This window comes from Xenorhabdus siamensis (assembly GCF_037996745.1).
Lineage (GTDB): Bacteria > Pseudomonadota > Gammaproteobacteria > Enterobacterales > Enterobacteriaceae > Xenorhabdus > Xenorhabdus indica.
In genome coordinates, this window is sequence record NZ_JBBMXE010000018.1 from 1 (window position 1) to 24,036 (window position 24,036).

The window sequence follows — 24,036 nt, forward strand, 5'->3', positions numbered from 1 at the left end:
AAATTATATAAAAAAGGAGACAAACTATAAAGGATGCCAATTTTATACTCGCTTATCTTTTAAAGTCTACGCTCTATACCAATATATGAAATTAATAATGTAATTATTAGATAATAGATTGAAAAAATCTTACAAAGATAAAATTTAAAGTGCGTTAAATATACATTCATCTACTTCATATCAAAGTTATCTATGAATCTATCAGGAAAAAAAAGCCCTTTAATTCATTATTAACCACCAATAAAAAACAACTTTTATTTAGCAACCTTATAATAAAATTAAGTTATTTAAAAACAGATTAATCTCATTAACAATATATCAGTTAACTATTTCATCGTACAAATAATCAAAAAGTGCGATAACACTGACCAGCGTCGTATCATCTATGACCATGGTGCAATCCCGGTTGATTTTATCATAGGAAAAATTTCTGAGCGCTAACCACAACGCAATCTGGTGCTTGTATTCGTTTTTACCTTTTCAACAGTACTCTGATCCATTGCCTTGTAACCGACTTTTAAAATAAATGCGGTAGCTTATTTTACTGTCACATAGTTTGAGTAAGGTTACCACCCAACCAGACAACCACAAGATTCACCAACTTGTAGTTCAAACTCAAATTCGCATTCCTGAGCTTTGCCAGTCCATGATCTCAACATTCCGATAGCTGTTTGTGCCATTTGATCAACCGGCTGGCGAACCGCGGTTAAAGAAGGCACATTAAACAGAGATTGCTGAGTCGCATTGAAACAAACCAATGCAATATCAGCAGGCACGGCTATCTTATGTTCAGCCAGCGCGCGCAAACAACCGAATGCCTGTAATTCATTAGTAGCAAACAGTGCACGAGGTAATTTCCCTTTTAGCATCCGTAACGTTGCTTCATAACCGCCCAAACGAGTATAGTCTGTGGAAAAGATCCATTCTTCCCGTACCACCAAATCTGCTTGTTTTAAAGCATCCCGCCAGCCAGAAAGACGATCCTGAGTATTCAGCATATTAAGAGGACCACAGATAATGGCAATATCGCGGTAACCATGCTCTGTCAGGTGTTGAGTCACTTTAAATGCTGCAATCCTTTCATTCACACGAATTGCACTAACATTTGAATCAGCATTAACCCAATCAAGCATAACGCAGGGAGTTCCACTGGCCTGAATCAAATCCATATAAGGATAGCGATCCACACTGGTATACAGCAAACCGTCGATCTGACGATTCAATAAGTTGTTGATAAGCTCCTTCTCCCGAAGCCGGTTATCTCCTGAATCTCCCGGTAACAATACTTGCCCGTGCTTAAAAGCCTCTTGTTGTAAAGCACAAGCTACCGAAGAAAGAAAGGGATTGGAGATATCCGGCAGGATCAAACCATAAGCGTGTGTCGAGCCAGAAGCTAATGCCTTCGCAATGTTATTCGGCCGATAGCCTGTTTTTTTTATCGCTGCTAATACGCGCTGGCGAGTGGCTTCTGCAACAGGTCGTGGGCCATTGTTGATGACATAACTGACGACGGCTACCGAAGTTCCAGCTTCTTTCGCAACATCGCTACGAGTTACTCTTTTTAAGCGAGAATTCATAATACTTATGTTAGTCCCTCAAATTGAGACAGAGATTCAATTGGTAAAAATACCAAAAATGGGAGGACACTAAATTGCGTCCTCAAGTAAATTCAGATCTCTGCCACGTGTTTCAGGTGCAAAAAATGTTGTAATAAAACCGATCCCCGCCATCACGGCAAAATAACAGGCAATAGGCCACCAATGCCCACTGAAAGATAATAAAGCCGCGGCAACCAACGGCGCAGTTCCACCGGACAACATAGCGCCTAATTCTTTCGCAAGGGCCATTTTGGAATAACGGTTAGTTACCCCAAATAGTTCTACTCCCCAGGCGGCCTGCACACTAAAGATACCGAGTGAAGCCAATCCCATACCTACAACAATAGTCAGGATAACAATAATAGGTTCACGGCTTTCCAAGAACATAAAAGCAGGAAATGCGTAACAAACAAGTAATAGACAAAACCAACGATAAGTAATACGGCGCCCAAAACGATCTGAAAAATAGCCTGCTAATGGAATGATCAGAAAACCCAATATTGATGCGATAAGCACAGCAATCGTTGGAATAAATTTATCCATCATCAGCACATTAGCGACGTAACCGATAATGAACCCTTGCGCCAAATATGACGGGCCATTTTCACCAATACGCAAGCCAACCATAAGCCAGAATGCTCTGGTTCGTTGCCAGAAACAACGGGAACTATCGGTTGTCTGATACTTTTCTCTCTCATCCAATGTTTGTTCGCGCTGTTCTGCCATCATTGCCTTATAACGTTCGAAGACTGGCGTTTCACTCATGTAATGACGAATGAATAAGGCCATTATCGCTATCAAAACACTGCACAGGAATGGGATACGCCAACCCCAATCCAGTAAACTCTCTTTGTCCATCATCAATACCAGCAGCCAAGCAAGTGATGCCAGTAACGTTCCACCATTAGAGCCAAGAGCAATAATAGATGAAACTAAACCACGTTGTGCTGGCGGTGCAAACTCTCCCAATATAACAGTACCACCAGATAACGCCGCTCCTGCCCCTAATCCCTGTATATGACAGCGTCACCAAACAAATCGGTGCCCAAATACCAATAAGAGTGTAGCCAGGAATAAGCCCGATAAGTGTGGTGGATATCCCCATAAGCGTTACTGTCATTAACATGACAAATTTGCGTCCTTTGCGATCTCCTAACCAACCAAACATAAGTGCGCCAATGGGACGGGCAATAAATCCAACAGAGTAAGTAGCGAAACTCGCCAATAAAGCTATCATTGGTGCTGTTTCAGGAAAGAAAACGTCAGCAAAAATGATACCCGCGGCTAAACCGTAAAGTGCAAAATCGGCATATTCCATTGTCGTACCTAGCCAACAGGAGAAAATGGCTCGCCGAAACCCTCTCCGCCCTTCCGGTGTAGCCAAACATGTTTCAGAAGCATGCTGCATCGGTGTTATAGCTGGCACCGTACTTTCATACGGCATATCAATATATTCCCTGAGTGTCAGAACAGTAAGTCTTTAATTCCAACGTAACAAATATAACAATATTATTTTTATTCATGATTTATTTTCATATACAGACATATCTACTCGCGTAGACTGTTAAAATAAAAAAAAGTCAGCAATTAGATTGCAGTCAAAACTATCATATAAAATTTAACTATTGTAATTAATAAATTTTAAAGAGGCTATCAAAAATTATATTTCCATTAATATAATGGGATTGTAGTCATTGATATAATTGAAAAAAATAACAAGAAAGCATCGTGACCATCTGGAAAAAATAAAAAAACAAGTAATAAATATAATATATAGAAAAAGAAAATTAAGTGATGGTTTTTTGATAATAGATAGAGAAATATTCACATAAAAAACTATTTTCTTTTATTTGACTTTTTATATTTAAAAAAACAGCATCCATCAGGATGCTGTTTTCAATTGATGACTTAATTGAGCATCAAACTTGATACATTTTCTGCAAATAACGCGAAACCGCATCATCGGCATTAGAGCCTATCACTTCCATGTCCGGCAAAATGTCTTTCAGGCGCTGATGGGCGCCCTGCATAATGCAACCTTTACCCGCGACGCTCAGCATTTCCAGATCATTCATTCCATCACCAAAAGCAATGCAGTCACTTAATTGATACCCGATGGATTGACAGACCTGTGCCAATGCTTCCCCTTTGGATACGCCTCCTGACATGACTTCCAGACAATTTCGTAGAGAGAAACTCACGTTGACTTTATCTCCCCAACGCGCTTCAATCCTCTCTTCCAGTTGAATCAAATAGTCATGATCTTCACTGGTATAATAGACCTTGCACACACCATTAACAGGAAAATTCTCACGTTGGAAAAGCTGAAAATGGAAATCTGACACCTTAAAAAATTCAGTCTGTTCCGAGCTTTCACGGTTAACCCACCACTCATCATTATTATAGTAGTTGGTCAAAACATTCGGATTATCAAACTCCAGCAAACATAAATCACGGGCAATTTCCGGTGCCAAATTATGGCTGAATACCAGTTCTCCCGTGTATTATGCACTCTCGCCCCATTTGATGCGATCATGTAAGCATTAATACCCAATCCATCGCGGATCTGCCCTACATCAATGTGATGACGCCCTGTCGCAAAAATAAAATGAATCCCTTTATCTGTCAGAAGATTCAAAATTTTCTTAGTATACGGCGTTAATACGTGATCGGGAGATAATAGTGTGCCATCTAAGTCTGAAGCAACAACATAGTACATGGTTCAAATTCCTAAGCGATACCCGCATCTTTCTTGAAATCTATTGGGTATAAATCAGTGTTGATCAAAAAAATCACAAATCGCATTAAGGGCCTGCGCCCGTAATACATCTTTTTCGAACAGGATTTCATGGTGTGCCCCGTGGATAACCAGAGGATTGTGTTCTTCTTTTCCCGCTCCGGCTTTTTGACGCGCTTCGCAAAAAGCCAATAACTCCCGATTACTCACTACCTTATCTTCACTCGCTTCTAAAATAATAAGTGGTGTCTGAATTTTTCCTGCATTTTCAACTAAGTTATCTCCCGTTCGCATGCTTTCACGCATCCAACGGTAAGTCGGCCCTCCAAGGCGTAACTCAGGATAATCAACATAATAGCGTAAATATCGCTGATAACGTGCATAGCTATGGGTTAACAGGTTGATAAAATAGGGTAATGGTCGCCAATGCCCTGTTGATATCGCATATCTGTTACGCCTTGTAGGGTGAGGTTCTGCCTGGTTGACCAGAAAATTCGCCAACCAACGAGGCATTGGTAAGTTAATACCAAACATAGGGGCACATAGTGCCACGGCACGGAATATTGATTCTTGGCGTAATAGAAGAGACGAAATAGCCCCGCCCATTGAGTGAGCGAGTGCATAACAGCGATGCGATTGAAGTGGAACGATTTCTAATTCGATGAATTTTGCTAAATCATCCACATAGTGTTCAAATGCTTCAACATGTCCTTTTTGAGGATCTGTCAGCATTCTGCCTGAAAGGCCCTGACCACGATGATCAATAATAAAGATGTTGTAGCCCAGATGGTAAAAATCGTAAGCCACTTCCGAATATTTCACATAGCTTTCACTACGACCAGGAGATATTACCAATGTCTTATCATGATGGGGCGAACAGAAAGAAACATAACGGATAGGAATATTATCAACGCCTATAAATTCCCGTTCGTTTCTGGTATTCCAAAAATCCAGTAATAATCCATTCGTAAACGCAGAGAACTGAGGTTCGCGGTTTAACCAGCTTGCTTTCAATATCTCAGGCGGCATTTATCATCCTCTATATCCGTCGTCTTTCCAATTATTTGTTTGTTGACTACGGTTGACTGCGGTTATTCAAATCCTTCGAAATGCTCACGGATCAGTGTCATAAAAGCATCACCAAAACGTTCCAGTTTACGCTGCCCAACTCCGTTAATAAGCAGAAGTTCATTGGACGTTATTGGGCACTGCTCTGCCATTTCAATCAGCGTTACGTCATTGAAAACGACAAAAGGTGGAATATTGTTCTCATCAGCAATGGATTTACGCAATTTCCGCAACTTAGCGAACAATTTACGATCATAGTTTCCACTGTATGATTTGTTTTGTTGATTTCTGCTTTTCAAACTTTGGATTCGAGGCACAGCAAGTTGCAAGGACACTTCGCCACGCAAAACAGGCCGCGCCGCTTCCATCAATTGTAATGCAGAATAATTGGCAATATTTTGGTTGATTAACCCCAGATGGATCAACTGACGCAGGATGCTCATCCAGTGTTCCTGACTATGCTCTTTGCCAATACCGTAAACGGGCAATTTATCATGCCCTAATTCCCTGATACGTTGATTATTAGCGCCGCGCAACACTTCTACAATATAGCCGATACCAAATCGTTGTCCAACGCGGTAGATACAGGACAAGGCTTTCTGTGCATCGACTAAACCATCATAACGTTTCGGTGGATCAAGGCAGATATCACAGTTACCACAAGCGGTTTGCTGGCTTTCGCCAAAATAGTTGAGCAATACCAACCGTCGGCAGGTTTGCGCTTCTGCAAACGCTCCCATAGCATTGAGTTTATGCCGCTCAATATCCTGCTGTTCACCCGTGGGTTTTTCTTCCAGACAACGGCGTAGCCACGCCATATCCGCCGGGTCGTAGAACAGTACTGCTTCAGCAGGCAGACCATCCCGCCCTGCACGCCCCGTTTCCTGATAGTAAGATTCAATATTACGGGGAATATCAAAATGCACGACAAAACGTACATTGGGTTTGTTGATCCCCATACCAAACGCCACTGTCGCAACAACTACCTGCAAATCATCCCGCTGGAAAGCATCTTGCACCCAGGCACGCTGATTGTTCTCCAGCCCCGCATGATAAGGAGCGACACTCAACCCCCGTTTTTGCAGTCGCTCCGCGGTCTCTTCCACTTTGTTCCTGCTGTTGCAGTAAATAATCCCGCTTTTTCCTTGCTGGCTACGAACAAATGACCAGAGTTGATCAAGAGGTTTATATTTTTCAACCAATGTATAGCGAATGTTAGGACGATCAAAGCTGCTGATATGAATGATAGGATCACGCAACTCCAACAAGCGAACAATATCTTGTCGAGTGGTTTTATCTGCTGTGGCTGTCAGTGCAATAACAGGAAGATCAGGCAAGCGTCTGCGCAGTTGTCCAAGCGCACGATATTCTGGCCGAAAATCATGTCCCCACTGAGAAATACAGTGCGCTTCATCAACTGCCAGCAAAGCCGGATGCCAGTCATGTAAATGATCGAGAAAGTTATCAGTTACCATCCGTTCCGGTGCAATATAAAGCAGTTTGATGCTTCCCTGACGGCAACGCCGGATAATATCGAATTGTTGCTCACGACTTTGAGTTGAGTTTAAGCACTCCGCTTCTATGCCATTTGTTCTCAATTGATCAACCTGATCTTTCATCAATGAGATCAAGGGAGAAACAACCAGCGTTAACCCATTTTTGACCAAAGCAGGGATCTGATAACACAACGATTTACCGCCACCTGTCGGCATAATAACCAGACAATCACGGTCATCAAGAACGGCGTCTATTACCTGCTGCTGTCCGGGACGAAATTGCTGATATCCGAATGTTTTTCGTAATATTTGTTCAGCCAGCGATGCCGTGCTGATGACTTCTGCGGTAAACACGCCTTTCCTCAATTATTGAAATGATTTATTCAAAGCTGTTTATTTAATCAAATGACATATAGAAGCTATTACAGTATATCTTATTCAGCATGGCACCGATGCCAAATCGAATCTGCTTGGAGTTATAATCAATCATCGACTCGCCATATCCACTGAATACTTGAATATAAACGCGAACATGTTTCGACTTCGAGCCAACCCTGCTCCTGCCACCGTAACCATTGCTTGTTTACTGCGTGACACATTCTAAACACGAAACGAGCATTTTTTATAGTAACTTTTTCTTCATAAAATTGTTTTTTCGAAGCGCTTCTCAGACTGGCAAGCTGGAAAATAAAAGCATAAACTTAACAAGTTATTAACCAAAAATAACTATCTAATATTAGTGAATTTATTTTTTTAATTTTCAGGAAATCCAATATGGAAACGATACAGCAACCAACCCAACCTTTAACACAAGAAGAGGCGCGTAAATTTATAGGTGAGGTGTTTGTTTATCATATGCCATTCAACCAACTGTTGGGGCTTGAATTAGTTCGTTTTGAAAAAGACTATGCAGAACTTCAGTTTTTCAATCAAGATAAGCTGGTGGGTAATATAGCCCAAAAAATCCTGCATGGTGGCGCTATAGCTTCAATACTTGATGTTGCTGGTGGTTTAGTCTGTACCGGGAGTACACTGGCCACGATGAAAGTTATCACGATAGAAGAAATGCAAAAACGTCTGCCTACTATAGGTACTATAGATCTGCGCATTGATTACTTGCGTCCCGGACGTGGCGAGGTATTTACCGCCAGTAGTCATATCATTCGTGCCGGTAATAAAGTATCGGTCGCCAGAATAGAATTGCATAATGAAAAACGGGTACATATTGCCAGTGCAACAGGAACTTATTTGGTTGGATGATGTTTAATATTTTTAACGAAAGGGATGTGATAAAGAACACATTCCTTTTTTGCAAGATAAACCCGCCAATTATTAAATTATGATTGAACCTGAAATATTAATTCCCGCTAATTTCTTGTCAATTTATCACTTTATTTAGAAATACTCGTGTCATTCTCTACCCGCAGATAAGCATCTTGATTTTCAACCCCACATTTTGTTTTTAATTATTTGATTTATATAAATTATTGAGTGATTGCAATCACTGTTTTTTATACTAAATAAAAACCTGCTATATCTTGTCAATTATTATCTGAGCGAAAAAAGATTAAACAATACCGTTCCTGATCGCCCTTAATATTCCCACATTAAATATTTCCGGCGAATCGTTGGTTAAAAGAGAAATTAAGGATAACAGCTACCCAAATATCGCACTAATAGCGACATTAAATAAGGACGAAGAATTATGTCACTGAAAAAGAGCATTATTTCTCAGAAGAGCCGGAAAACTGGCAGTCATTCATCCGGCGGACTTTTATTCACTCTGACAGCAGGCAGCTTGCCACCCCAAACTTTTGTTGTCACTGATTTCGCGTTGACAGAAGGTTTTTCACAGCCTTTTCAAATTGATATTGGGTTAGCAAGTGCTAATCCCTCTGTCGATTTTTCTACTGTGCTCGATCACACTGCCACACTCACGATTTTGCAGGGAGAAACCGAACAACGAAGCATCAGTGGTATGGTATCCAGCTTTGAACAAGGGAATACCGGGCTACATCAAACCACCTACCAGATGACTATCCGTCCTGACTTGTGGCGTACAACGCTACGTCAAAATTCACGCATCTTCCAACAGCGGGATATCGTTACCATTATCACCACCATTTTAAAGGAACATGGCATTCGTGATGTGGTATTTAGTTTGCGTCAGCCACATCCAGAACGTGAATTTTGTGTGCAATATCAGGAAAGTGACTTCACTTTCATCCAGCGTTTGACCGCAGAAGAAGGTATTTTCTATTTTTTTGAGTGTGGCAACGGGCGTAATACCCTGGTCTTTGCCGATGATGCTGGCTCAGTACCGTTGGGCATCGAACTTCCTTACCAACCCAGTGAACAAAGTCCTACAGGTGATGTTTCTGTTAGTCGTATCACTAACCGCGCGCAGGTCCGGCCGGCACAGGTACAACTTAAGGATTACACTTTTAAGAATCCGGCCTGGGCAGCAGAATTCAGCCAGCAAATGAAAGAGGACAATCTCCAAAAGCTCTATTACGAGCATTACGATTATCCCGGACGTTTCAAAGATGAACAACATGGTGCTGCTTTTACCCGCTACCGACTCGAAGCACTGCGTAATGATGCGCTGATAGGACATGGCAACGGTTATGCCATCGCCATCCAACCGGGGCGGCTATTCACCCTGACCAACCATCCGCGTGAAGAATGGAATCAACCGTGGCAGGTTATTTCCGCCAGCCATACGGGTTATCAACCACAAGCGTTAGAACAGGAAATCAGTGGCAGCGGTACGACACTAAACAGCCAATTTAGTTTTATCCGCCAAACCCAGACCTGGCGTCCTTCTCCATTGCCTAAACCGATCGTTGATGGGCCACAAATTGCCAAAGTCGTTGGCCCTGCCGGAGAAGAAATTTTTTGTGACCAATATGGTCGTGTTCGACTCCAGTTTCCGTGGGATCGCTATGGCCGCAGTGATGATCAAAGCTCTTGCTGGATACGGGTTACACATCCGTGGGCGGGGCAAGGCTGGGGAATGCTCGCTATTCCCCGTGTCGGCCAAGAGGTTGTGGTTGACTTCTTACATGGCGATCCAGATCAACCCATCGTTATCGGCAGAACCTATCACGCCAGTAATATTCCTCCCGGCGGCTTGCCCGGCAGCAAAACCCAAATGGCGTTTCGTTCCAAAACCCATAAGGGAGAAGGCTATAACCAAATGTTGTTTGAGGATGCGAAAGGCAGTGAACAACTCGCTCTTCATGCCCAGAAAGATATGAATACCACCGTTCTGAATGATATGAACACCACTATCCTCAACGACTGTACCACACAGGTGAAGCACGATCACACCGAAAACATCGGTAACAATCAGGTGATATCCGTCCGTAAAGATCGCATCAAAGAAGTGACCGGCGAGGAGAGCTGCACTATTCACGGTAATCGGCAAGTTACAGTGGAGAAAAAAAGTAAGCTCAGCGCCAAAGAAGACATTGCTATCCAGTCTGTCAACGGTGGCATCCAAATCAGCGTAGGCGGTGCCAGTATCACACTGGACAAGGAGGGCAATATCCATATTTCCGGCAGAAATATCATCATCAACGGCAAGGAACAGGTTCAACTGAACTAGCCGAGCCAATCAAAACACATGTGGAACACGATAGCTACATAGACCAAAAAAGAGTGATAAAGGAAGACACCCATGAATAAACAACCCTATCAAATGAATGAAGGAACCTTAACTATTCCATCTGACTGGCGTGATGAATCGATGCAGGTATTTGTCCTGCCGGATGACAGTGGCGTTAATTTGGTGATTAACCGTACACCCGTACCGATGGGTTCCGACCATACCGCCTACTACGCCCAAACATTAACTCAGTTTGAAACCCATCTCCCCGGTTATAAAGAGCACCAAAGGCTGGAGATAGAACTGAGCGGTGCACCCGCCTGGCGGCTGGACTACCAATGGCAAAGCCCGGAAGGTGAGATGCACCAGACTGTTGTGCTGCAAATACGGGGTAATTTGCTGTTGGCTTTTAACCTGACTTCTCCACAGCCGTTTGAGGAAGGGCAGCGTAACGCTCTGCTGGCAATCGTCAGTAGTTTTCAGGCAACCTGACAGGAGGTCAGTTATGGGATTAATGGATGAAATTGTCCTTCGTACTGCAAGAGTGGGCGCAACTCATGCAAGCCAACAGCCCCAACCGGTAGCACGAGAGCCAGGCCCGGCGGCGGCACGTAAAGGAGACCCCATTCAGCATAAAAGTTTTTTAGGGGCACTTGCGGGGGCAGTTGTAGGTGCGTTGCTCGGTGCAGCAGTATTTGGCGCGGCTGCATTTCTGATAGGTGCAACCGGGGGGCTGGCTACGTTTGCAATTATCGCTGTCGGCACGATGTGGACTATGGCGCTAGGTGATGTGATAAGTAAAGCCAGCTCAGCGGTTACGGACGCCATTGATAGCTGTAACCCGCCAGCTGGTGTTATCGCCACGGGTTCACCTAATGTCTTTATTGAAGGCAAGCCCGCCGCGCGGGTGGAGTTAGACACAGCAGCTTGCAAAAATCATCCCGCGCCACGCATCGCTCAGGGCAGTGAAAGCGTCTTTATCAACGAAAAGCCCGCCGCGCGGATTAAGGATAAACTGGAGTGTGGCTCAACTATCAAAGGCGGTGCCAGCAAAGTCTTTATCGGCTCAGGTCAAGAAACCTATCTTGAGATACAGGAAGAGTTTTCAGCCTGGCAGCGGGCATTGCTCGTTGCCGTGGAGTTTCTCGTCCCGCCATCACGAGGAGCCGTAAAAGGCATTGCAAAACTAACTACCAAAGCAGGCCGGAAAGCTGCTATCAACGGAGCTAAAAAAGGTGCCGAAACGGCCGCTAAAAAAATCAAAAATGTCCCCGGAAAAATCAAAGAAATCGTCACACTCAAAACCATCAGTTGTGCCAAACACGCTTTCAAACATAATAAAGGCCTGAAACGTTATACGGAAAGTGCCAAAAGATTCTTTACGGGAGACCCGATAGACGTTACCACCGGCGCTCTGTTTGATCAGCGTATCGATATCGAGTTAGGGCAGACGATACCACTGCAATTTATCCGTAGTTGGTCACCCGGTCATCGCGGATTGCTAGGGGAAAACTGGCTGGATAACTTCTCCGAATGTGTCCTTGTTACAGGGGATCGAATAGAAATTCTGACAACCGAAGGTGCCTCACTCTTTTTCGCCCTGCCAGCCAGTTACGATCACAGCATCAACCCTGAACACCCCAATTTCAGACTGAGCCGGTATAAGCAAGGCCTTATCCTGAGTGATCGCGACAGTTTAATCAGTAAATATTTTACCTTCCCCGCGACTGTCTTTCCTACAACTGTCTTCCCTACAACCACGGAGGCTGACCCAGACAAAGAGAGCACCCAACGTTTGTGGCTGACCGAATACCGCGACAATAACGATAACACCATCCAGTTTCATTACAGTGAACAGCAGCAACTGGTTAAGGTTACCCATAGCGATGGCCCGGAATTAGTGTTGCTATACCGCGAAAATGGATTACTGGAAGAGATCCATCGTACCGATAATGGCCTGAATGAGATGCTGGCGCGTTACGGTTATCACGATAACGACTGGCTGGCTGATGCAGACAGTACACAAACCTATCACCTGTTTTATGAATACAACGAACAAGGCTTAATAAGCCAGTGGTCTGATCATGATCAAACTGCGGTGGATTACGTTTATGATGAGCAGGGGCGCTGTATTTATAGCGTCGGATCTGGGGGTTTCTATCCGGTTCATCTCTCCTATGAACCAGGCATCACCCATTCAACCACGCCACAAGGCCATACGACGACCTGGCATTACAATGATGAGCAACAAGTCACGCAGGTGGAAACGCCATGCGGTAGTGTCACGCGCTATGAATACGATGAATGGGGAAATTTGCGCCGCCAGATTTTACCAAAAGGCGAAATTATTACCCTTGATTACCTCGCAGATACCGGATTAGTGACCGCTTTTACTAATGCCATCGGGGTAACATGGCGTTATCACTATGATGATGCCGATCGCCTTATCAGCATGACAGACCCACTCGGACGAGTTTGGTGGCAACAATTCGACAATAAAGGTAATCCTGAATGTTTTATCGCACCAGATGGGCATAAGACCACTCTGACCCGTAACGAGTTTGGCTTGATCACCGCCGTAGAAGATAGTGATGGCAATAAGCGCAGTTGGGAATATGACCGTCATCAACGCCTGACTAAGTTGTTTGATGAAGAAAACCGCTGCCTGCAACTGGGTTATGACAGCCAGGATCGTCTGCGCCGAATGACGACTGGCGGTGGTGCCCTTTGGCGTTGGGATTATGATCGTCATCACCGCATTTCTTTAAGTGACCGACCCAATAACAGTATTGAGCGTTTCCGCCATGATCGTCACGGCAATCTGACCGAATGGACAGATGCTCATGGCGTAAAATGGCAGATTGAATACGGGCCATTTGATTTACCTCTCGCACGTGTGGATGGAGAAGGAAACCGCTGGCAGTACCGTTATGACTCTGACAGTCTGCAATTATTGGAAGTGATCACGCCACAAGGGGAAAGCTACCGCTATACACTGGATGCAGACGGGCAGGTGATTACTGAAACCGACTATGCGGATACCCAATGGCATTACGCTTATGACCTTAACGGAAACTGCATTGAAAAGCGTGATGCGCCAGGCAATATCACTCGCTACGAATACGATGCCGCACAACGACTGACAGCCGTACATACACCGGAAGGAACCACCAACTACAGCTATGACCTCATCGGACGTTTGCTGGAAATCACCGCACCAGACACCATTTCTTTAATATTCGAATACGATGAACAAGGCCGTATTATCCGGGAAACCCAGTCACACGGGGAAATTCACCGCGAATATCCTGATAACACCACAACAGTAAGGCAGCTTCATACACCCGATGGCCGACTCTGGCAGGCAAAAACCGCTGTTAATAAAGTTGGAGAACTGAGTTTACTGGCAATCAATGGTGATCATTCTCTGACCTTCGAGCGGGATAAGGATGGAAACGAATGGCATCGCCAGTCTGATAAGGGTTTTATCCTGCGTCAGAAGCACTCGTTAATGGGGCTGCTCACTTCCCAGCGTGCCGGACGTAACACTGAGTTTTTTGCCGCCCATGAAGTGGCGGATATCCCGCAACCGACATTAGCAGGATTAGATCGCGAATATCGTTATGACGATGCACTTAATTTAGTAGCGGCGAATGATGAACGGCAGTGGCTACGTTATGTAGTCAATGGTAATGGACAAGTGACCTCAGTCAGTGATGGTGATCGGCTGCGGGAACATTATCAATATGACTCCTGCGGTTATCCATCCCGCCGTTTTGACGGCCTCAATGAGATTGACGGAGAGCGGCTTTACCAAAAAGGACATCGATTGAGACAATTGGGTCAGCATCTATTTGAATATGACGATTCTGGCCGAATGACGGCGATGCAGTTATGGCAAGAAGGCCATCGCCCGCAGCTCACCAAATTTCGCTGGAACAGCCAAAATCAGTTAATTGGCGTACTAACACCGGGTGGTCAACAATGGGTCTATCGCTATGATGCCTTTGGGCGGCGTACTGAGAAAATTTGCCAGCAAGCCGGAATGCGCACAACGTATTTGTGGGATGGCGATGTGCCGGCAGAAATCCGCGAGTACCGGCACAACCGATTGTACAGTATCCGCCATCTGGTGTTTGATGGCTGGCAGTTACTGGCGCAGCAGGTTCAGTTTTTCACGCCTGATCCAGAAAACCGTGATGAATTGATTGCGGGTGAAATCCAGACTCACTATGCAGTCTGTGCCCCAACGGGGGAGCCACTGGCGTTGTTTGATTCGCAAGGGCATCGAGTCTGGCGCCAACCTGTGCATTCTCTGTATGGAATGCGTCTTGGAGTAGCGGGAGAAAATTCACAATTTGATCCAGGACTAAAATTTTTAGGCCAGTATTTCGATGAGGAATCAGGGCTTTGCTATAATCGCTTTAGATATTACAGTAACGAGACGGGGCAATATATCTCGCCAGACCCCATTGGGCTGCTGGGCGGGGTGAATCCGTACGGGTATGTGCATAATCCGTCGAATTTTGTTGACCCATTAGGGTTAACACCGTGTCCTTCACTTAAAGATAATAGCGCTCATAACGCGGCTAACTACCAAAATCTCAAAGACTATTATACTCAGTCTGAAAAGTATGGCCCTGCTGGAGTTAAGGAGTTACAAAATGGGCGTTATCGTTTTTATGGCGAGGTAAAACCGTCTAGAACTCCTGGAGAAATGCAGGGAGCCAGATTAGTTAGAGAGTGGGATCCTGCTACTGGCAATAAACGAACTTGGTATGAAACATTAGATCACTCAGGAAACATTAGGAGTGTAGCGCCAAAACCTGTTACTCACACAAAAAATCATCACATCTTTGACGTCGATGGTAATTATAAAGGTAGAAGATAGCTCCATGATAATCGAACCTAATCGAAACGATTTAATTAAAAGAATCTTAAATATTCTATCTGGTAAAGAACGAAGAACCGATGTGGCAGAGTGGGCTGTAAGCATATTTGATGATGATTCATTAAGAATAAGGGATCTTGTGGTTGTAAATTATATTCAACTACTAGGTGCGGTTGATTTACCCTCAACAGATAGAGAATATTTATATACAAATGAAGATCTAAAAAGCTGGATAATTGAAATAGAAAATCAATAAGTAATAAGCCGGAAAGATCCGAGATCTTCCGGCTTTGTTCTTTTTAAGAGCCGCTCATTCCCTGCCCTTAGTTGCTGTTGTAGTCGCCAAGCAGTTCCCGCATTCTCAGCTTAATCTCACTGAACTGGTCTTGCTGGCGCTGGTACTGTTGCTTGATACGGCGGGTGTCGTCGCTGTCAGGAATGAGCACTAAACAACCGTCCATAATCTTGACGGTCAGTGTGCCGCCAATCTCAAACCCCGCTGCTTTAAGCCACCTTCCCGTTAAATTTATCGCGGGTCGGGGGGTTGGCCTGCCATTTTGCGGGACGTATCCCACGGTGTAATAACGTTCTGTTTTTGCCGCTTTATTTACGGCACGGTTTTGCCTAGAATGCGCCTTAGCCATCATTCAACTCCTTGTTAGTTGGTTGTGGTTAGCGGCGTTGGTGTGTTGCAACCACATCAGCGCCGCGTTAAGTCAGATTATCCAATCAATAGCCTAGCCTGATGCTTGAGAATCAGGGCATCCAGCACTGAAATCACCGAACGTTGTTCTTCCTCATCCATCTGTTTAACCGCCTCAAACTTCAGCTTCAGTTCGTCCTGCGGCTCACGTTCTTCTTCCTCAAATATCAGCCAGTCCGCCGACACATTAAAAGTGACAGCAATCCGCTTGAGAATGTCCAAAGAGGGCTGTGCTTCACCAGACTCGTAGCGGCGAACTTGGGTCAGGTGTATGCCTACACGCTCAGCCATCTGGGGCTGGGTCAGGCTGTGCTGCTTGCGCAGTTGCAGAAAGCGGGTAGAAAAACTCATCCAGTCTGTTCCTTTGTCAATATTGATGAGTTCCATTATCGCCCCCTGTTCTAAATAGACTTGACTAAACAATCTTTATAGAGCATATAATAATATCTATAGAGAGCATTGACAAGGTTTTAAAAGGAACATTTTTATGGCTCGCATCCCGGAAGCAGAATTACAGCACCTGAAAGCCGCCGTCTCTTTAGTCGCCATCATTGAGCAGCAGGGACGGCAGCTCTTTAAGCGTGGCAAAGACATGGTTGTGCTGTGCCCGTTCCATGAAGAGAAAACGCCCTCGATGGTCATCACGCCGTCGAAAAATCTCTATCACTGCTTTGGCTGCGATGCCGGCGGCTCGGTGCTGGACTGGGTGATGAAAACCGAAGGGCTAAGCCTGCGCCATGCCGCCGAACGCTTAAAGGCGGTGCTGGGGCACAATCCCGCGGTGGAGCCGCTGGCGGCGGTGTCGTCAGTGGAGGAGGGGATCGGGCGGCAGGCGTTGTTGCAGCGGGTGATCGCCTTTTATCACCAGACCCTGCTGAATGCCCCGGAAGCACTGGCCTACCTGAAAAAACGCCGCCTCGATCACCCTGAGTTGGTCAGCCATTTTAAGCTGGGCTTTGCCAACCGCACCCTGGGGTATCGCCTGCCTGCCAAGCCACTGAAAGCCGGGGCGGAGATCCGCGCGCAGTTGCAGGCCATCGGGCTGATGCGTGACAGCGGGCATGAGCACTTCAGCGGCTCGCTGGTTGTGCCGGTGATTGGGCTGGACGGGCAAATACAGGAAATGTACGGCCGCAAAATCAATAACAGGCTGCGGGCAGGCACCCCGCTGCATCTGTATTTACCGGGTGAGCATGGCGGCGTCTGGAATGAGGCGGGGCTGATCGGTTCGGCGTCGGTTATCCTGTGTGAATCGCTGATTGATGCGCTGTCATTCTGGTGTGCGGGCTTTCGCAACGTCACCTGTTCCTATGGCGTTCACGGTTTTACCGATGCCCACCGGGCGGCGTTCCGGCAACATGGGGTTCAACAGGTGTACATTGCCTATGACAATGACCCGGCAGGCAATGATGCCGCCATCCAGCTGGCATCAGCGCTGCAACTGACGGGTCTGGATGTCTGGCGGGTCGTGTTCCCCGAAGGCCGCGATGCCAATCGCGTTAGCTGCGAGGTGGCGAACCCGGAAACCGCGTTCGGGCAGTTACTGGCGTCAGCACAATGGTTCGGTGAGCCCACAAAAACGCCCCTGGCCGCTCCCCCTCCGCGGGTGACTGCGCCCGCGCCTGCATCCGTGCCTGAACCGGGGGTTATCACCACATTGGAAGCTAACGGCGATATCGTGATCCAGCAGGATGCACAGGAATGGCGGTTGCGCGGTGTGCCGCAGAAGATCAGTGCGGTCATGAAGATCAATGTGCAGTTACGGGACAAAAACAGCGGCGCCCTGTTCGTGGACAGCCTCGATATCCTGAGCGCCCGGGCGCGTTCGGGCTTCGTGCGTCAGGCTTCGCAGGAGCTGGCACTGCCGGACACGCTGATCAAGCGGGAGCTGGGGCGGGTGTTACTGGTGCTGGAGCAACGTTCGGGGATGGCCGCTGAGACAGTGCAGGCCGCCAACGCGTTGAGCGCCGATGAGCAGCAGTCTGCTTTGAGGTTGTTGCAAGATCCGGCGTTGGTCAGCCGTATTACTACTGATTTAGCCGCCTGCGGGGTTGTCGGGGAATCAACGAATCTGCTCGCGGCTTATCTGGCGGCCGTGAGCCGAAAGTTGTCCAAACCGTTAGCCGTCCTGATCCAGAGCAGCAGTGCCGCAGGCAAGAGCAGCTTAATGGAGGCGGTGCTCAACCTGATCCCGCCAGAAGAACGCATCCAGTACAGCGCCATGACCGGGCAAAGCCTGTTCTATCTGGGGGAAACCAATCTCCAGCACAAGATTTTAGCGATAGCGGAAGAAGAAGGCGTGCGGCAGGCGGCTTATGCGCTCAAGCTGTTGCAATCGGACGGCGAGTTAACGATGGCGAGCACGGGCAAGGACGAAGCGACCGGCAACCTGGTCACCAAAAGCTACACCGTGAAAGGTCCGGTGATGCTGATGTTAACCACGACCGCCATTGATGTAGATGAAGAACTGCTCAACCGCTGTCTGGTGCTGACGGTGAACGAATCCCGCGAACAGACCGAAGCCATCCATGCGTTGCAGCGCCAGAAGCAAACCCTTGAAGGCCTGCTGGCTGAAAATGAGCGGGACTATCTCACCACGTTGCACCAGAACGCCCAGCGGTTGCTTAAGCCCTTGAATGTGGTCAACCCCTATGCCAGCCAGTTGACGTTCCTGTCAGACAAAACCCGCACCCGCCGTGACCATATGAAATACCTGACGCTCATTCAGAGCATCGCTCTGCTGCACCAGCACCAGCGGGACATCAAGACAGCAGAACATCGCGGGAAAACGTTGGACTATATCGAAGTGACGAAAGCCGATATCCGGCTGGCCAATCAGTTGGCGCATGAAATCTTAGGCCGGACGCTGGACGAAATGCCGCCACAGACGCGCAAGCTGTTGCTGCTGATACAGGACTGGATACGGGACAGCGGTCAGGCTCGCCATGAGAGGATTTTTACCCGCAAACAGTTGCGTGATGCGGTGCAGTGGGGCGATACCCAGCTCAAGCTCCATCTCTCGCGGCTGGTCGAAATGGAATACCTGCTGCTGCACAAGCGCGGGCTGACGTTCGCCTATGAACTGCTGTTTGACGGTGACGACAGCAACACCGCGCACCTGTGCGGCCTTATCGTACCGTGACAGGACAGGTATGACTTACTCCGGTCGGGGTAAATGGATAAGCAGTCGCCCGCGGGTCGGGGTTCAGTCGGCAGGCGGTCGGAATGGCAACATCCTCGCAAAGACAGACACCGCAAGACGTCAAAGCAAAGCGGTCGGGTTAGCGTAAAAAACACGGTTCCCGGCACATTCATTTAACCCATCGTAACCGTCTTCTTGCACAGACAGAAAGGAGCTTCTCATGGCATCGACAACACTCAGACAACATATCGAGGACTACCTTGAACACCTCGACGCCCTGCGCTACACACGGCAAACCCGGCAGCACTGTAGAAGCGACCTGATGCAGTTCGCGCGCTGGTGTGACGAACGGGGGATAACCCGGGCACAACAGGTGAGCTTTCCCCAGCTGGAAAGCTGGCAGCGGGGACTGTCAGCCCGGAAGAACTGGCGGGGTCAGCCACTCACGGGCAGCACCATCGCGAAAAAGCTGACCCACCTGCGTAATCTGTTCAGCTGGCTGGCGAAGCGGCAGCACCTGCTGTACAACCCGGCGCAGGGGCTGGAGTTGCCCCGGCAGGAGCGGCGTCTGCCGTGGGGCATGCTGAATGAGCAGGAAACCCGGCAGGTTTTAGCCCTGACCGAGGACAATCACCCGCTGAGGGTACGGGATCGCGCCATGATGGAAACGTTATGGAGTACAGGCCTCCGGCGTTCAGAAGTCCAGCGGTTACAGGTCAGTGATATCGACTTTGCCGCCGGGGCGCTGTTTGTCCGGCAGGGCAAGGGACACAAAGACCGGGTTGTTCCCTTCGGCGAGTCGGCGCGCCACTGGCTGCAACGTTACCTGAATGAGGTGCGCCCGCGTCTGGTCTGGGAAAAAGATCCGGGGTATCTGTTTGTGTCACAACAGGGGAATGCGCTGGCCGATGGCACCCTGACCCAGATAGTGCGCAATGCGCTGCATCGTGCCGGGATCGATAAACCGGGCGCCTGTCACCTGTTCCGGCATGGCATGGCGACCCAGATGCTGGAAAATGGCGCGGATACACGGCACATTCAGGCGATACTGGGTCATGCCAGTCTGGAATCGACGCAAATTTATACCCATGTTGCCGTCGGACACTTAAAAGAAGTGCATAAGCAGACCCACCCAGCAGAGCGGACGCCAGAGAGCCGCTCAGCCCGTGCCAGCAGTGAGCCGGACGTCAAACCGACGCCACAGAACACCGGACAATCCGGCCGTCCCCGTTGAGTTGGCTGGGATCGGTGCGAGGGCAGACCGTGGCCGGACTGCCCGGAAGCCTCGGTGCCGGCGGGGGTAAATGGGCAATGGGCGGCGGCGGCCACGGCGTCCCCAATCAGTCTGTGCTGGCCGCCCAAAGCCCATTTAACATAATGCCGGGAAATTGTGCGAAACTCGCCGGGCAGTCATGCAGTCCCGCCGCCCCCGGGGAGCGGCTCGCAACGCACAATTTGCATTATGTCTGGCGCCCCCGCTGTCCGGCCTCGCGGGGTGCCGTCGCACAAGGCTGGCGCCTTCTGCTCTAAACTTCTGAGCCGATGCCTGCCAAAAACCCGCGCCAGACCGAAACACCGTGCCCACGTTCAGCTAAAACCCCTTCTCTTCCTCTTTAGCTGCCTTGCGTTACCTGGGCAACCCCCCCTGAAGGCAGGTCGGCCTGCGGCCTCCGTTAATTTACCTCCCCCGCCCCAACCCTGCGGTACTGGCTGCGCCCGGTCTGAAGCGTCAGTGATCCAGAGCGTCGCAGTGCGCCGCTTGCAGGCTCTGTGCCGCCCGCACCCGCAGAACGGCCGCCCGGCGTCCGGCAAGCCGGCCACCGTTCGCCCGTTGCCGTGAAAAACCTCACAGAATCAGGTTGTTCAGCGCATCAAAAGGAAACCAGTCAGCTATACTGCACCACAGCTTGCGGCGGTAGTGTGGCAAATAATCCCAAAAGGGGCGTCGGGGTCAAAAAATGCTCGGGGCAAAATCGGCTCAATCTGCCACTTCGGAAGCCTTGTCCTGTGCGGGCTGGCGAGGTCGTGCGGGTATGACTGCCTCCGAGATGATGCCCCTTCGCCGGCCAGTGGCTGGATGAAGAGAGCGGGCTGGTTTACAATCGGTACAGGTATTTTTCGCCGGTGGCTGGGCAATATATCTCGCCCGACCCCATCGGGCTGGCGGGGGGAATAAACCTCTACCAATATGCACCAAACCCCCTCACATGGATCGATCCGTTAGGTTTACTAAACGAATTTGGCATTGCAGGTTACGGAAGTGCTCTGCATGTAAAGGATGGGCTAACGGCACATGAATTATTACAAAATGGTTGGCTGAGACATAATGGCATCATAACTGGTAGGAAGTCTGGTATCGCGACCTCTAACCCAGCAATAGCTTTACAAGAAAATGCTATGCACAAAACAATATCTAAATTGCAGGCCAGATATGGGTTACATGATTCTAATATTTTGAAAAATCAGACTGCGCTGCAAAATATCAACAGGAATACTGCTATTACCCGAAGAGGAATCTATGAGGATTTGGTAAATAACAGAGGGTGGAAGCCTCAAAATGCTAAGAAGTTTGCCACAGACACGGCAATGAAACTTAGAGAAGAAGCTATAGATTTTGCCAAGAAAAATGGGTTGATGAAATGCTAAGAACAAATTTAATTGCGAAAATAAGCACCGTTCCGAATGGTAATATTATTGGGCGGATTGGTGGCAATCTCCCAAAGTTTTTTTTGGACAAATTAGATGATATACGAGGCTATAAATTCTTCTTGACGGTTCAGAATCCTGATGATGATCTAGAATACATTACCATACTTACTCCTGATGGGTATGATGATATGGTTGATAATAATATTTATCCTGCGTGTTCAGTAAGAGTTTTCTCGCATGCTTTCTCTGAGGAAAGTAATAATGATGCATGTACAATAAAATATATTAATAAAACAAATATTATTGGATATGAGAAAGTCGATAGTAATGAATTTAATTTTATAACTAAGACCAAGAGTCCATCGTTAATACAAGATGAAAATTATTATTACGAGGCTTTGCTTAAAGATGGTTATGATTTTTTTATGCAAATAGATGAAGATTACTATCCAGATGGTGTAGTTAATGGGGACTATATATTTGGTTATGGTGCCTTATATCTGTATGAGAATATATCCACCAAAAATATCATAGCGGGTTTTTGGCAGTTCTCATGAAGTTACCATATTATTTTAAAGCAAGCCGGGATCATATTATCCCGGTTTTTTATCATCATCCTGCCTGATAATCTCCAATCAACTCCCGCATCCTAAGCTTAATCTCACTGAGCTGGTATTGTTGTTTAATGCTGCGGGTATCGTCACTGTCAGGAATAAGCACCAGACAGCCGTCCATAATCTTGACGGTCAGGGTGCAACCTTTATCGAACCCGGCTGCCTTAAGCCACTGGCCTTTTAAATGAATCGCAGGCGGTGCGGCTGCCTTGTCATTTTGCGGCACGTATCCCACGGTGTAATAACGTTCTGTTTTGACTGTTTTATTTAAAATACTCCCCCAAATAGCCAAAATTATCTATTAACAGGCCACCACTCTGGGTATATGATACCTTTACTTAATAAACAAACCGTGCTGCATCAGTCATTACACGGTGCTCATCTTAAAAACCACCAATTCCGACAATACCAAAAAGTCGCAAGAAATTGTTTTATAAAGTTATTTATTGAAACATCAATCAATAAACCAGCCAGAGAACCAGCTATGACCCCAAGAACCAAAGCAGAACAAAAAATATTTGCAGGAACCCCCGTCTCTGCCGTTGTCTATATTTGGTATCCCTGCCACAGTTTTGTTGCAGGGCATGCCTCTGTTTATATCGGTGGAATGCCAAAATGCCCCTGGCCAATTGGGGTTACGGAACCCTCAACACCGACCAATTCCACACCAGCAAGCCCCTTACCTCCAAATGAAAGGAGACGTTCAGCTTCTTCCATTTTTTCAAGACATGAAACAAGTCCTTCAACATCCATACAGCATCCACCATCTCCAACAGATAATAATTATGTCAGTTTCTATTGTGACCCCAACAAGCCTAGAGGAGGTTTATCATTTGCAGGAACCTTCGGTAAAATTCAGAAAGATTTTATCTTACAACCCCATCTGGAATATTTGCTTATCAACTTAGATGTTGAAAAAATGCAGGAAAAAAAGAATGAATTCTATATTGGGAAAACATATGGCAACTATCATGTGAGCCATAGTTATAGTACTTTCAGTAAAAATTGCGCCACAATAGTTGCCAGAATATTAAAAGCAGGTGGTGTGGAAAGTTTATTAAACCCAATTCAGAGAATAGGATATGGAAAAAACATTTATTGGACTCCGAAAGACATTGCACAACTATGTAATGAGTTGAGAAATAACGATCTTGCGGTCAAAATACGAGGACTGGATTGCCCTGATAAATCTGAATTACCAATTAGAACGATGATGGGATTCAGATAGTTTGATGATGTAAATGTGTAAACTTCACTTACCAGCTTAGAACATTTTTATATCCTATCTGACGTCCAAATTATTTATGTAATCAACACATCACCAGGCTAAATGCAGGATATTATTTTAAAAACAAACACCGATATAGCATATAAAACCAACAATACAGGCGGAAAATTTTTCTTTCTTATTTACGCCATTAATTTCTTGTAAATTACTTAACCCAGTGACACATTGTATGGCTCTATGGGCTAACATCTAACAAGCTCTTCCCACTTTTTCTGAACACTCTCTGAACATTCAAGGATA

The 24,036-nt window shown here is 46.8% G+C and carries 16 protein-coding genes and 4 pseudogenes; 11 read left to right on the top strand and 9 right to left on the bottom strand.

Annotated elements, in window-relative coordinates; genetic code table 11:
• Positions 1-566 precede the first annotated feature (566 nt).
• The 6 genes and pseudogenes from AAC852_RS17435 to AAC852_RS17460 form a co-directional block, all read right to left on the bottom strand.
• Positions 567-1,577: a LacI family DNA-binding transcriptional regulator gene (locus tag AAC852_RS17435; protein WP_340621832.1), complete on the bottom strand. Its 1,011-nt coding sequence runs from the start codon at positions 1,575-1,577 to the stop codon at positions 567-569.
• Positions 1,578-1,646: 69 nt separating this feature from the next.
• A pseudogene (locus tag AAC852_RS17440) lies at positions 1,647-3,042 on the bottom strand (MFS transporter).
• A 475-nt stretch (positions 3,043-3,517) separates the two neighbouring features.
• Positions 3,518-4,317, bottom strand: a pseudogene (yigL, locus tag AAC852_RS17445) (sugar/pyridoxal phosphate phosphatase YigL).
• 54 nt (positions 4,318-4,371) lie between these two features.
• Positions 4,372-5,364 carry a lysophospholipase L2 gene (gene pldB, locus AAC852_RS17450; RefSeq protein ID WP_340622086.1) on the bottom strand — a complete coding sequence of 331 codons (993 nt, stop codon included), beginning with the start codon at positions 5,362-5,364 and terminating at the stop codon, positions 4,372-4,374.
• A 62-nt stretch (positions 5,365-5,426) separates the two neighbouring features.
• On the bottom strand, positions 5,427-7,253 hold the full coding sequence (gene recQ / locus AAC852_RS17455) for an ATP-dependent DNA helicase RecQ (protein WP_340622087.1): 1,827 nt from the start codon (positions 7,251-7,253) through the stop codon (positions 5,427-5,429).
• 43 nt (positions 7,254-7,296) lie between these two features.
• Positions 7,297-7,479: pseudogene (locus tag AAC852_RS17460) on the bottom strand (phospholipase A); the annotation flags it as partial.
• A gap of 194 nt (positions 7,480-7,673) precedes the next feature.
• On the opposite strand from AAC852_RS17460, the gene AAC852_RS17465 reads away from it, so the two are divergent.
• The 5 genes from AAC852_RS17465 (at position 7,674) to AAC852_RS17485 (ending at position 15,656) form a co-directional block, all read left to right on the top strand.
• The gene (locus tag AAC852_RS17465; RefSeq protein ID WP_340622088.1) at positions 7,674-8,159 is read left to right on the top strand and encodes a thioesterase family protein; all 486 of its coding nucleotides are present in this window, start codon (positions 7,674-7,676) and stop codon (positions 8,157-8,159) included.
• 445 nt (positions 8,160-8,604) lie between these two features.
• Positions 8,605-10,509, top strand: coding sequence for a type VI secretion system Vgr family protein (locus AAC852_RS17470; protein WP_340622089.1), 1,905 nt, complete (start codon positions 8,605-8,607; stop codon positions 10,507-10,509).
• Between the two features lie 72 nt (positions 10,510-10,581).
• A complete protein-coding gene (locus AAC852_RS17475; RefSeq protein ID WP_340622090.1) occupies positions 10,582-11,001 on the top strand; it encodes a DUF1795 domain-containing protein in 420 nt (139 codons plus the stop codon).
• Between the two features lie 13 nt (positions 11,002-11,014).
• On the top strand, positions 11,015-15,400 hold the full coding sequence (locus AAC852_RS17480) for an RHS repeat-associated core domain-containing protein (RefSeq protein WP_340622091.1): 4,386 nt from the start codon (positions 11,015-11,017) through the stop codon (positions 15,398-15,400).
• A gap of 4 nt (positions 15,401-15,404) precedes the next feature.
• Positions 15,405-15,656: a hypothetical protein gene (locus AAC852_RS17485; protein WP_340621289.1), complete on the top strand. Its 252-nt coding sequence runs from the start codon at positions 15,405-15,407 to the stop codon at positions 15,654-15,656.
• Between the two features lie 67 nt (positions 15,657-15,723).
• On the opposite strand, the gene AAC852_RS17490 is transcribed toward AAC852_RS17485, so the two are convergent.
• Together AAC852_RS17490 and AAC852_RS17495 are read right to left on the bottom strand one after the other, a co-directional pair.
• Complete coding sequence (locus AAC852_RS17490; protein ID WP_340621290.1) at positions 15,724-16,044, bottom strand: SymE family type I addiction module toxin; 321 nt, start codon at positions 16,042-16,044, stop codon at positions 15,724-15,726.
• 77 nt (positions 16,045-16,121) lie between these two features.
• The gene (locus tag AAC852_RS17495) at positions 16,122-16,454 is read right to left on the bottom strand and encodes an RstR family transcriptional repressor (protein ID WP_047686454.1); all 333 of its coding nucleotides are present in this window, start codon (positions 16,452-16,454) and stop codon (positions 16,122-16,124) included.
• Between the two features lie 136 nt (positions 16,455-16,590).
• On the opposite strand from AAC852_RS17495, the pseudogene AAC852_RS17500 reads away from it, so the two are divergent.
• The 5 genes and pseudogenes from AAC852_RS17500 to AAC852_RS17520 all read left to right on the top strand — a co-directional run.
• Positions 16,591-19,242 (top strand): annotated as a pseudogene (locus tag AAC852_RS17500) (CHC2 zinc finger domain-containing protein); the annotation flags it as partial.
• A 223-nt stretch (positions 19,243-19,465) separates the two neighbouring features.
• On the top strand, positions 19,466-20,479 hold the full coding sequence (gene xerC, locus AAC852_RS17505; RefSeq protein ID WP_340621291.1) for a site-specific tyrosine recombinase XerC: 1,014 nt from the start codon (positions 19,466-19,468) through the stop codon (positions 20,477-20,479).
• Between the two features lie 724 nt (positions 20,480-21,203).
• A complete protein-coding gene (locus tag AAC852_RS17510) occupies positions 21,204-21,326 on the top strand; it encodes a hypothetical protein (protein WP_340621292.1) in 123 nt (40 codons plus the stop codon).
• 10 nt (positions 21,327-21,336) lie between these two features.
• The gene (locus AAC852_RS17515; protein ID WP_340622134.1) at positions 21,337-21,891 is read left to right on the top strand and encodes an RHS repeat-associated core domain-containing protein; all 555 of its coding nucleotides are present in this window, start codon (positions 21,337-21,339) and stop codon (positions 21,889-21,891) included.
• On the top strand, positions 21,885-22,451 hold the full coding sequence (locus AAC852_RS17520; protein WP_340622092.1) for a hypothetical protein: 567 nt from the start codon (positions 21,885-21,887) through the stop codon (positions 22,449-22,451). Before AAC852_RS17515 ends, AAC852_RS17520 begins: the two co-directional genes overlap by 7 nt.
• A gap of 55 nt (positions 22,452-22,506) precedes the next feature.
• Here the strand turns inward: AAC852_RS17520 and AAC852_RS17525 are convergent, their stop codons facing one another.
• Complete coding sequence (locus AAC852_RS17525; RefSeq protein WP_340622093.1) at positions 22,507-22,800, bottom strand: SymE family type I addiction module toxin; 294 nt, start codon at positions 22,798-22,800, stop codon at positions 22,507-22,509.
• 33 nt (positions 22,801-22,833) lie between these two features.
• On the opposite strand from AAC852_RS17525, the gene AAC852_RS17530 reads away from it, so the two are divergent.
• The gene (locus AAC852_RS17530; protein ID WP_340622094.1) at positions 22,834-23,736 is read left to right on the top strand and encodes a hypothetical protein; all 903 of its coding nucleotides are present in this window, start codon (positions 22,834-22,836) and stop codon (positions 23,734-23,736) included.
• Positions 23,737-24,036 lie beyond the last annotated feature (300 nt).

Coding starts and splice junctions, on each gene's coding strand:
- pldB (WP_340622086.1), bottom strand. CDS start 5,364: ATGCCGCCTGAGATATTGAAAGCAAGCTGGTTAAACCGCGAACCTCAG.
- AAC852_RS17465 (WP_340622088.1), top strand. CDS start 7,674: ATGGAAACGATACAGCAACCAACCCAACCTTTAACACAAGAAGAGGCG.
- AAC852_RS17435 (WP_340621832.1), bottom strand. CDS start 1,577: ATGAATTCTCGCTTAAAAAGAGTAACTCGTAGCGATGTTGCGAAAGAA.
- AAC852_RS17475 (WP_340622090.1), top strand. CDS start 10,582: ATGAATAAACAACCCTATCAAATGAATGAAGGAACCTTAACTATTCCA.
- AAC852_RS17470 (WP_340622089.1), top strand. CDS start 8,605: ATGTCACTGAAAAAGAGCATTATTTCTCAGAAGAGCCGGAAAACTGGC.
- AAC852_RS17490 (WP_340621290.1), bottom strand. CDS start 16,044: ATGGCTAAGGCGCATTCTAGGCAAAACCGTGCCGTAAATAAAGCGGCA.
- AAC852_RS17520 (WP_340622092.1), top strand. CDS start 21,885: ATGCTAAGAACAAATTTAATTGCGAAAATAAGCACCGTTCCGAATGGT.
- AAC852_RS17480 (WP_340622091.1), top strand. CDS start 11,015: ATGGGATTAATGGATGAAATTGTCCTTCGTACTGCAAGAGTGGGCGCA.
- AAC852_RS17485 (WP_340621289.1), top strand. CDS start 15,405: ATGATAATCGAACCTAATCGAAACGATTTAATTAAAAGAATCTTAAAT.
- AAC852_RS17530 (WP_340622094.1), top strand. CDS start 22,834: ATGATACCTTTACTTAATAAACAAACCGTGCTGCATCAGTCATTACAC.
- AAC852_RS17495 (WP_047686454.1), bottom strand. CDS start 16,454: ATGAGTTTTTCTACCCGCTTTCTGCAACTGCGCAAGCAGCACAGCCTG.
- xerC (WP_340621291.1), top strand. CDS start 19,466: ATGGCATCGACAACACTCAGACAACATATCGAGGACTACCTTGAACAC.
- AAC852_RS17510 (WP_340621292.1), top strand. CDS start 21,204: ATGCTCGGGGCAAAATCGGCTCAATCTGCCACTTCGGAAGCCTTGTCC.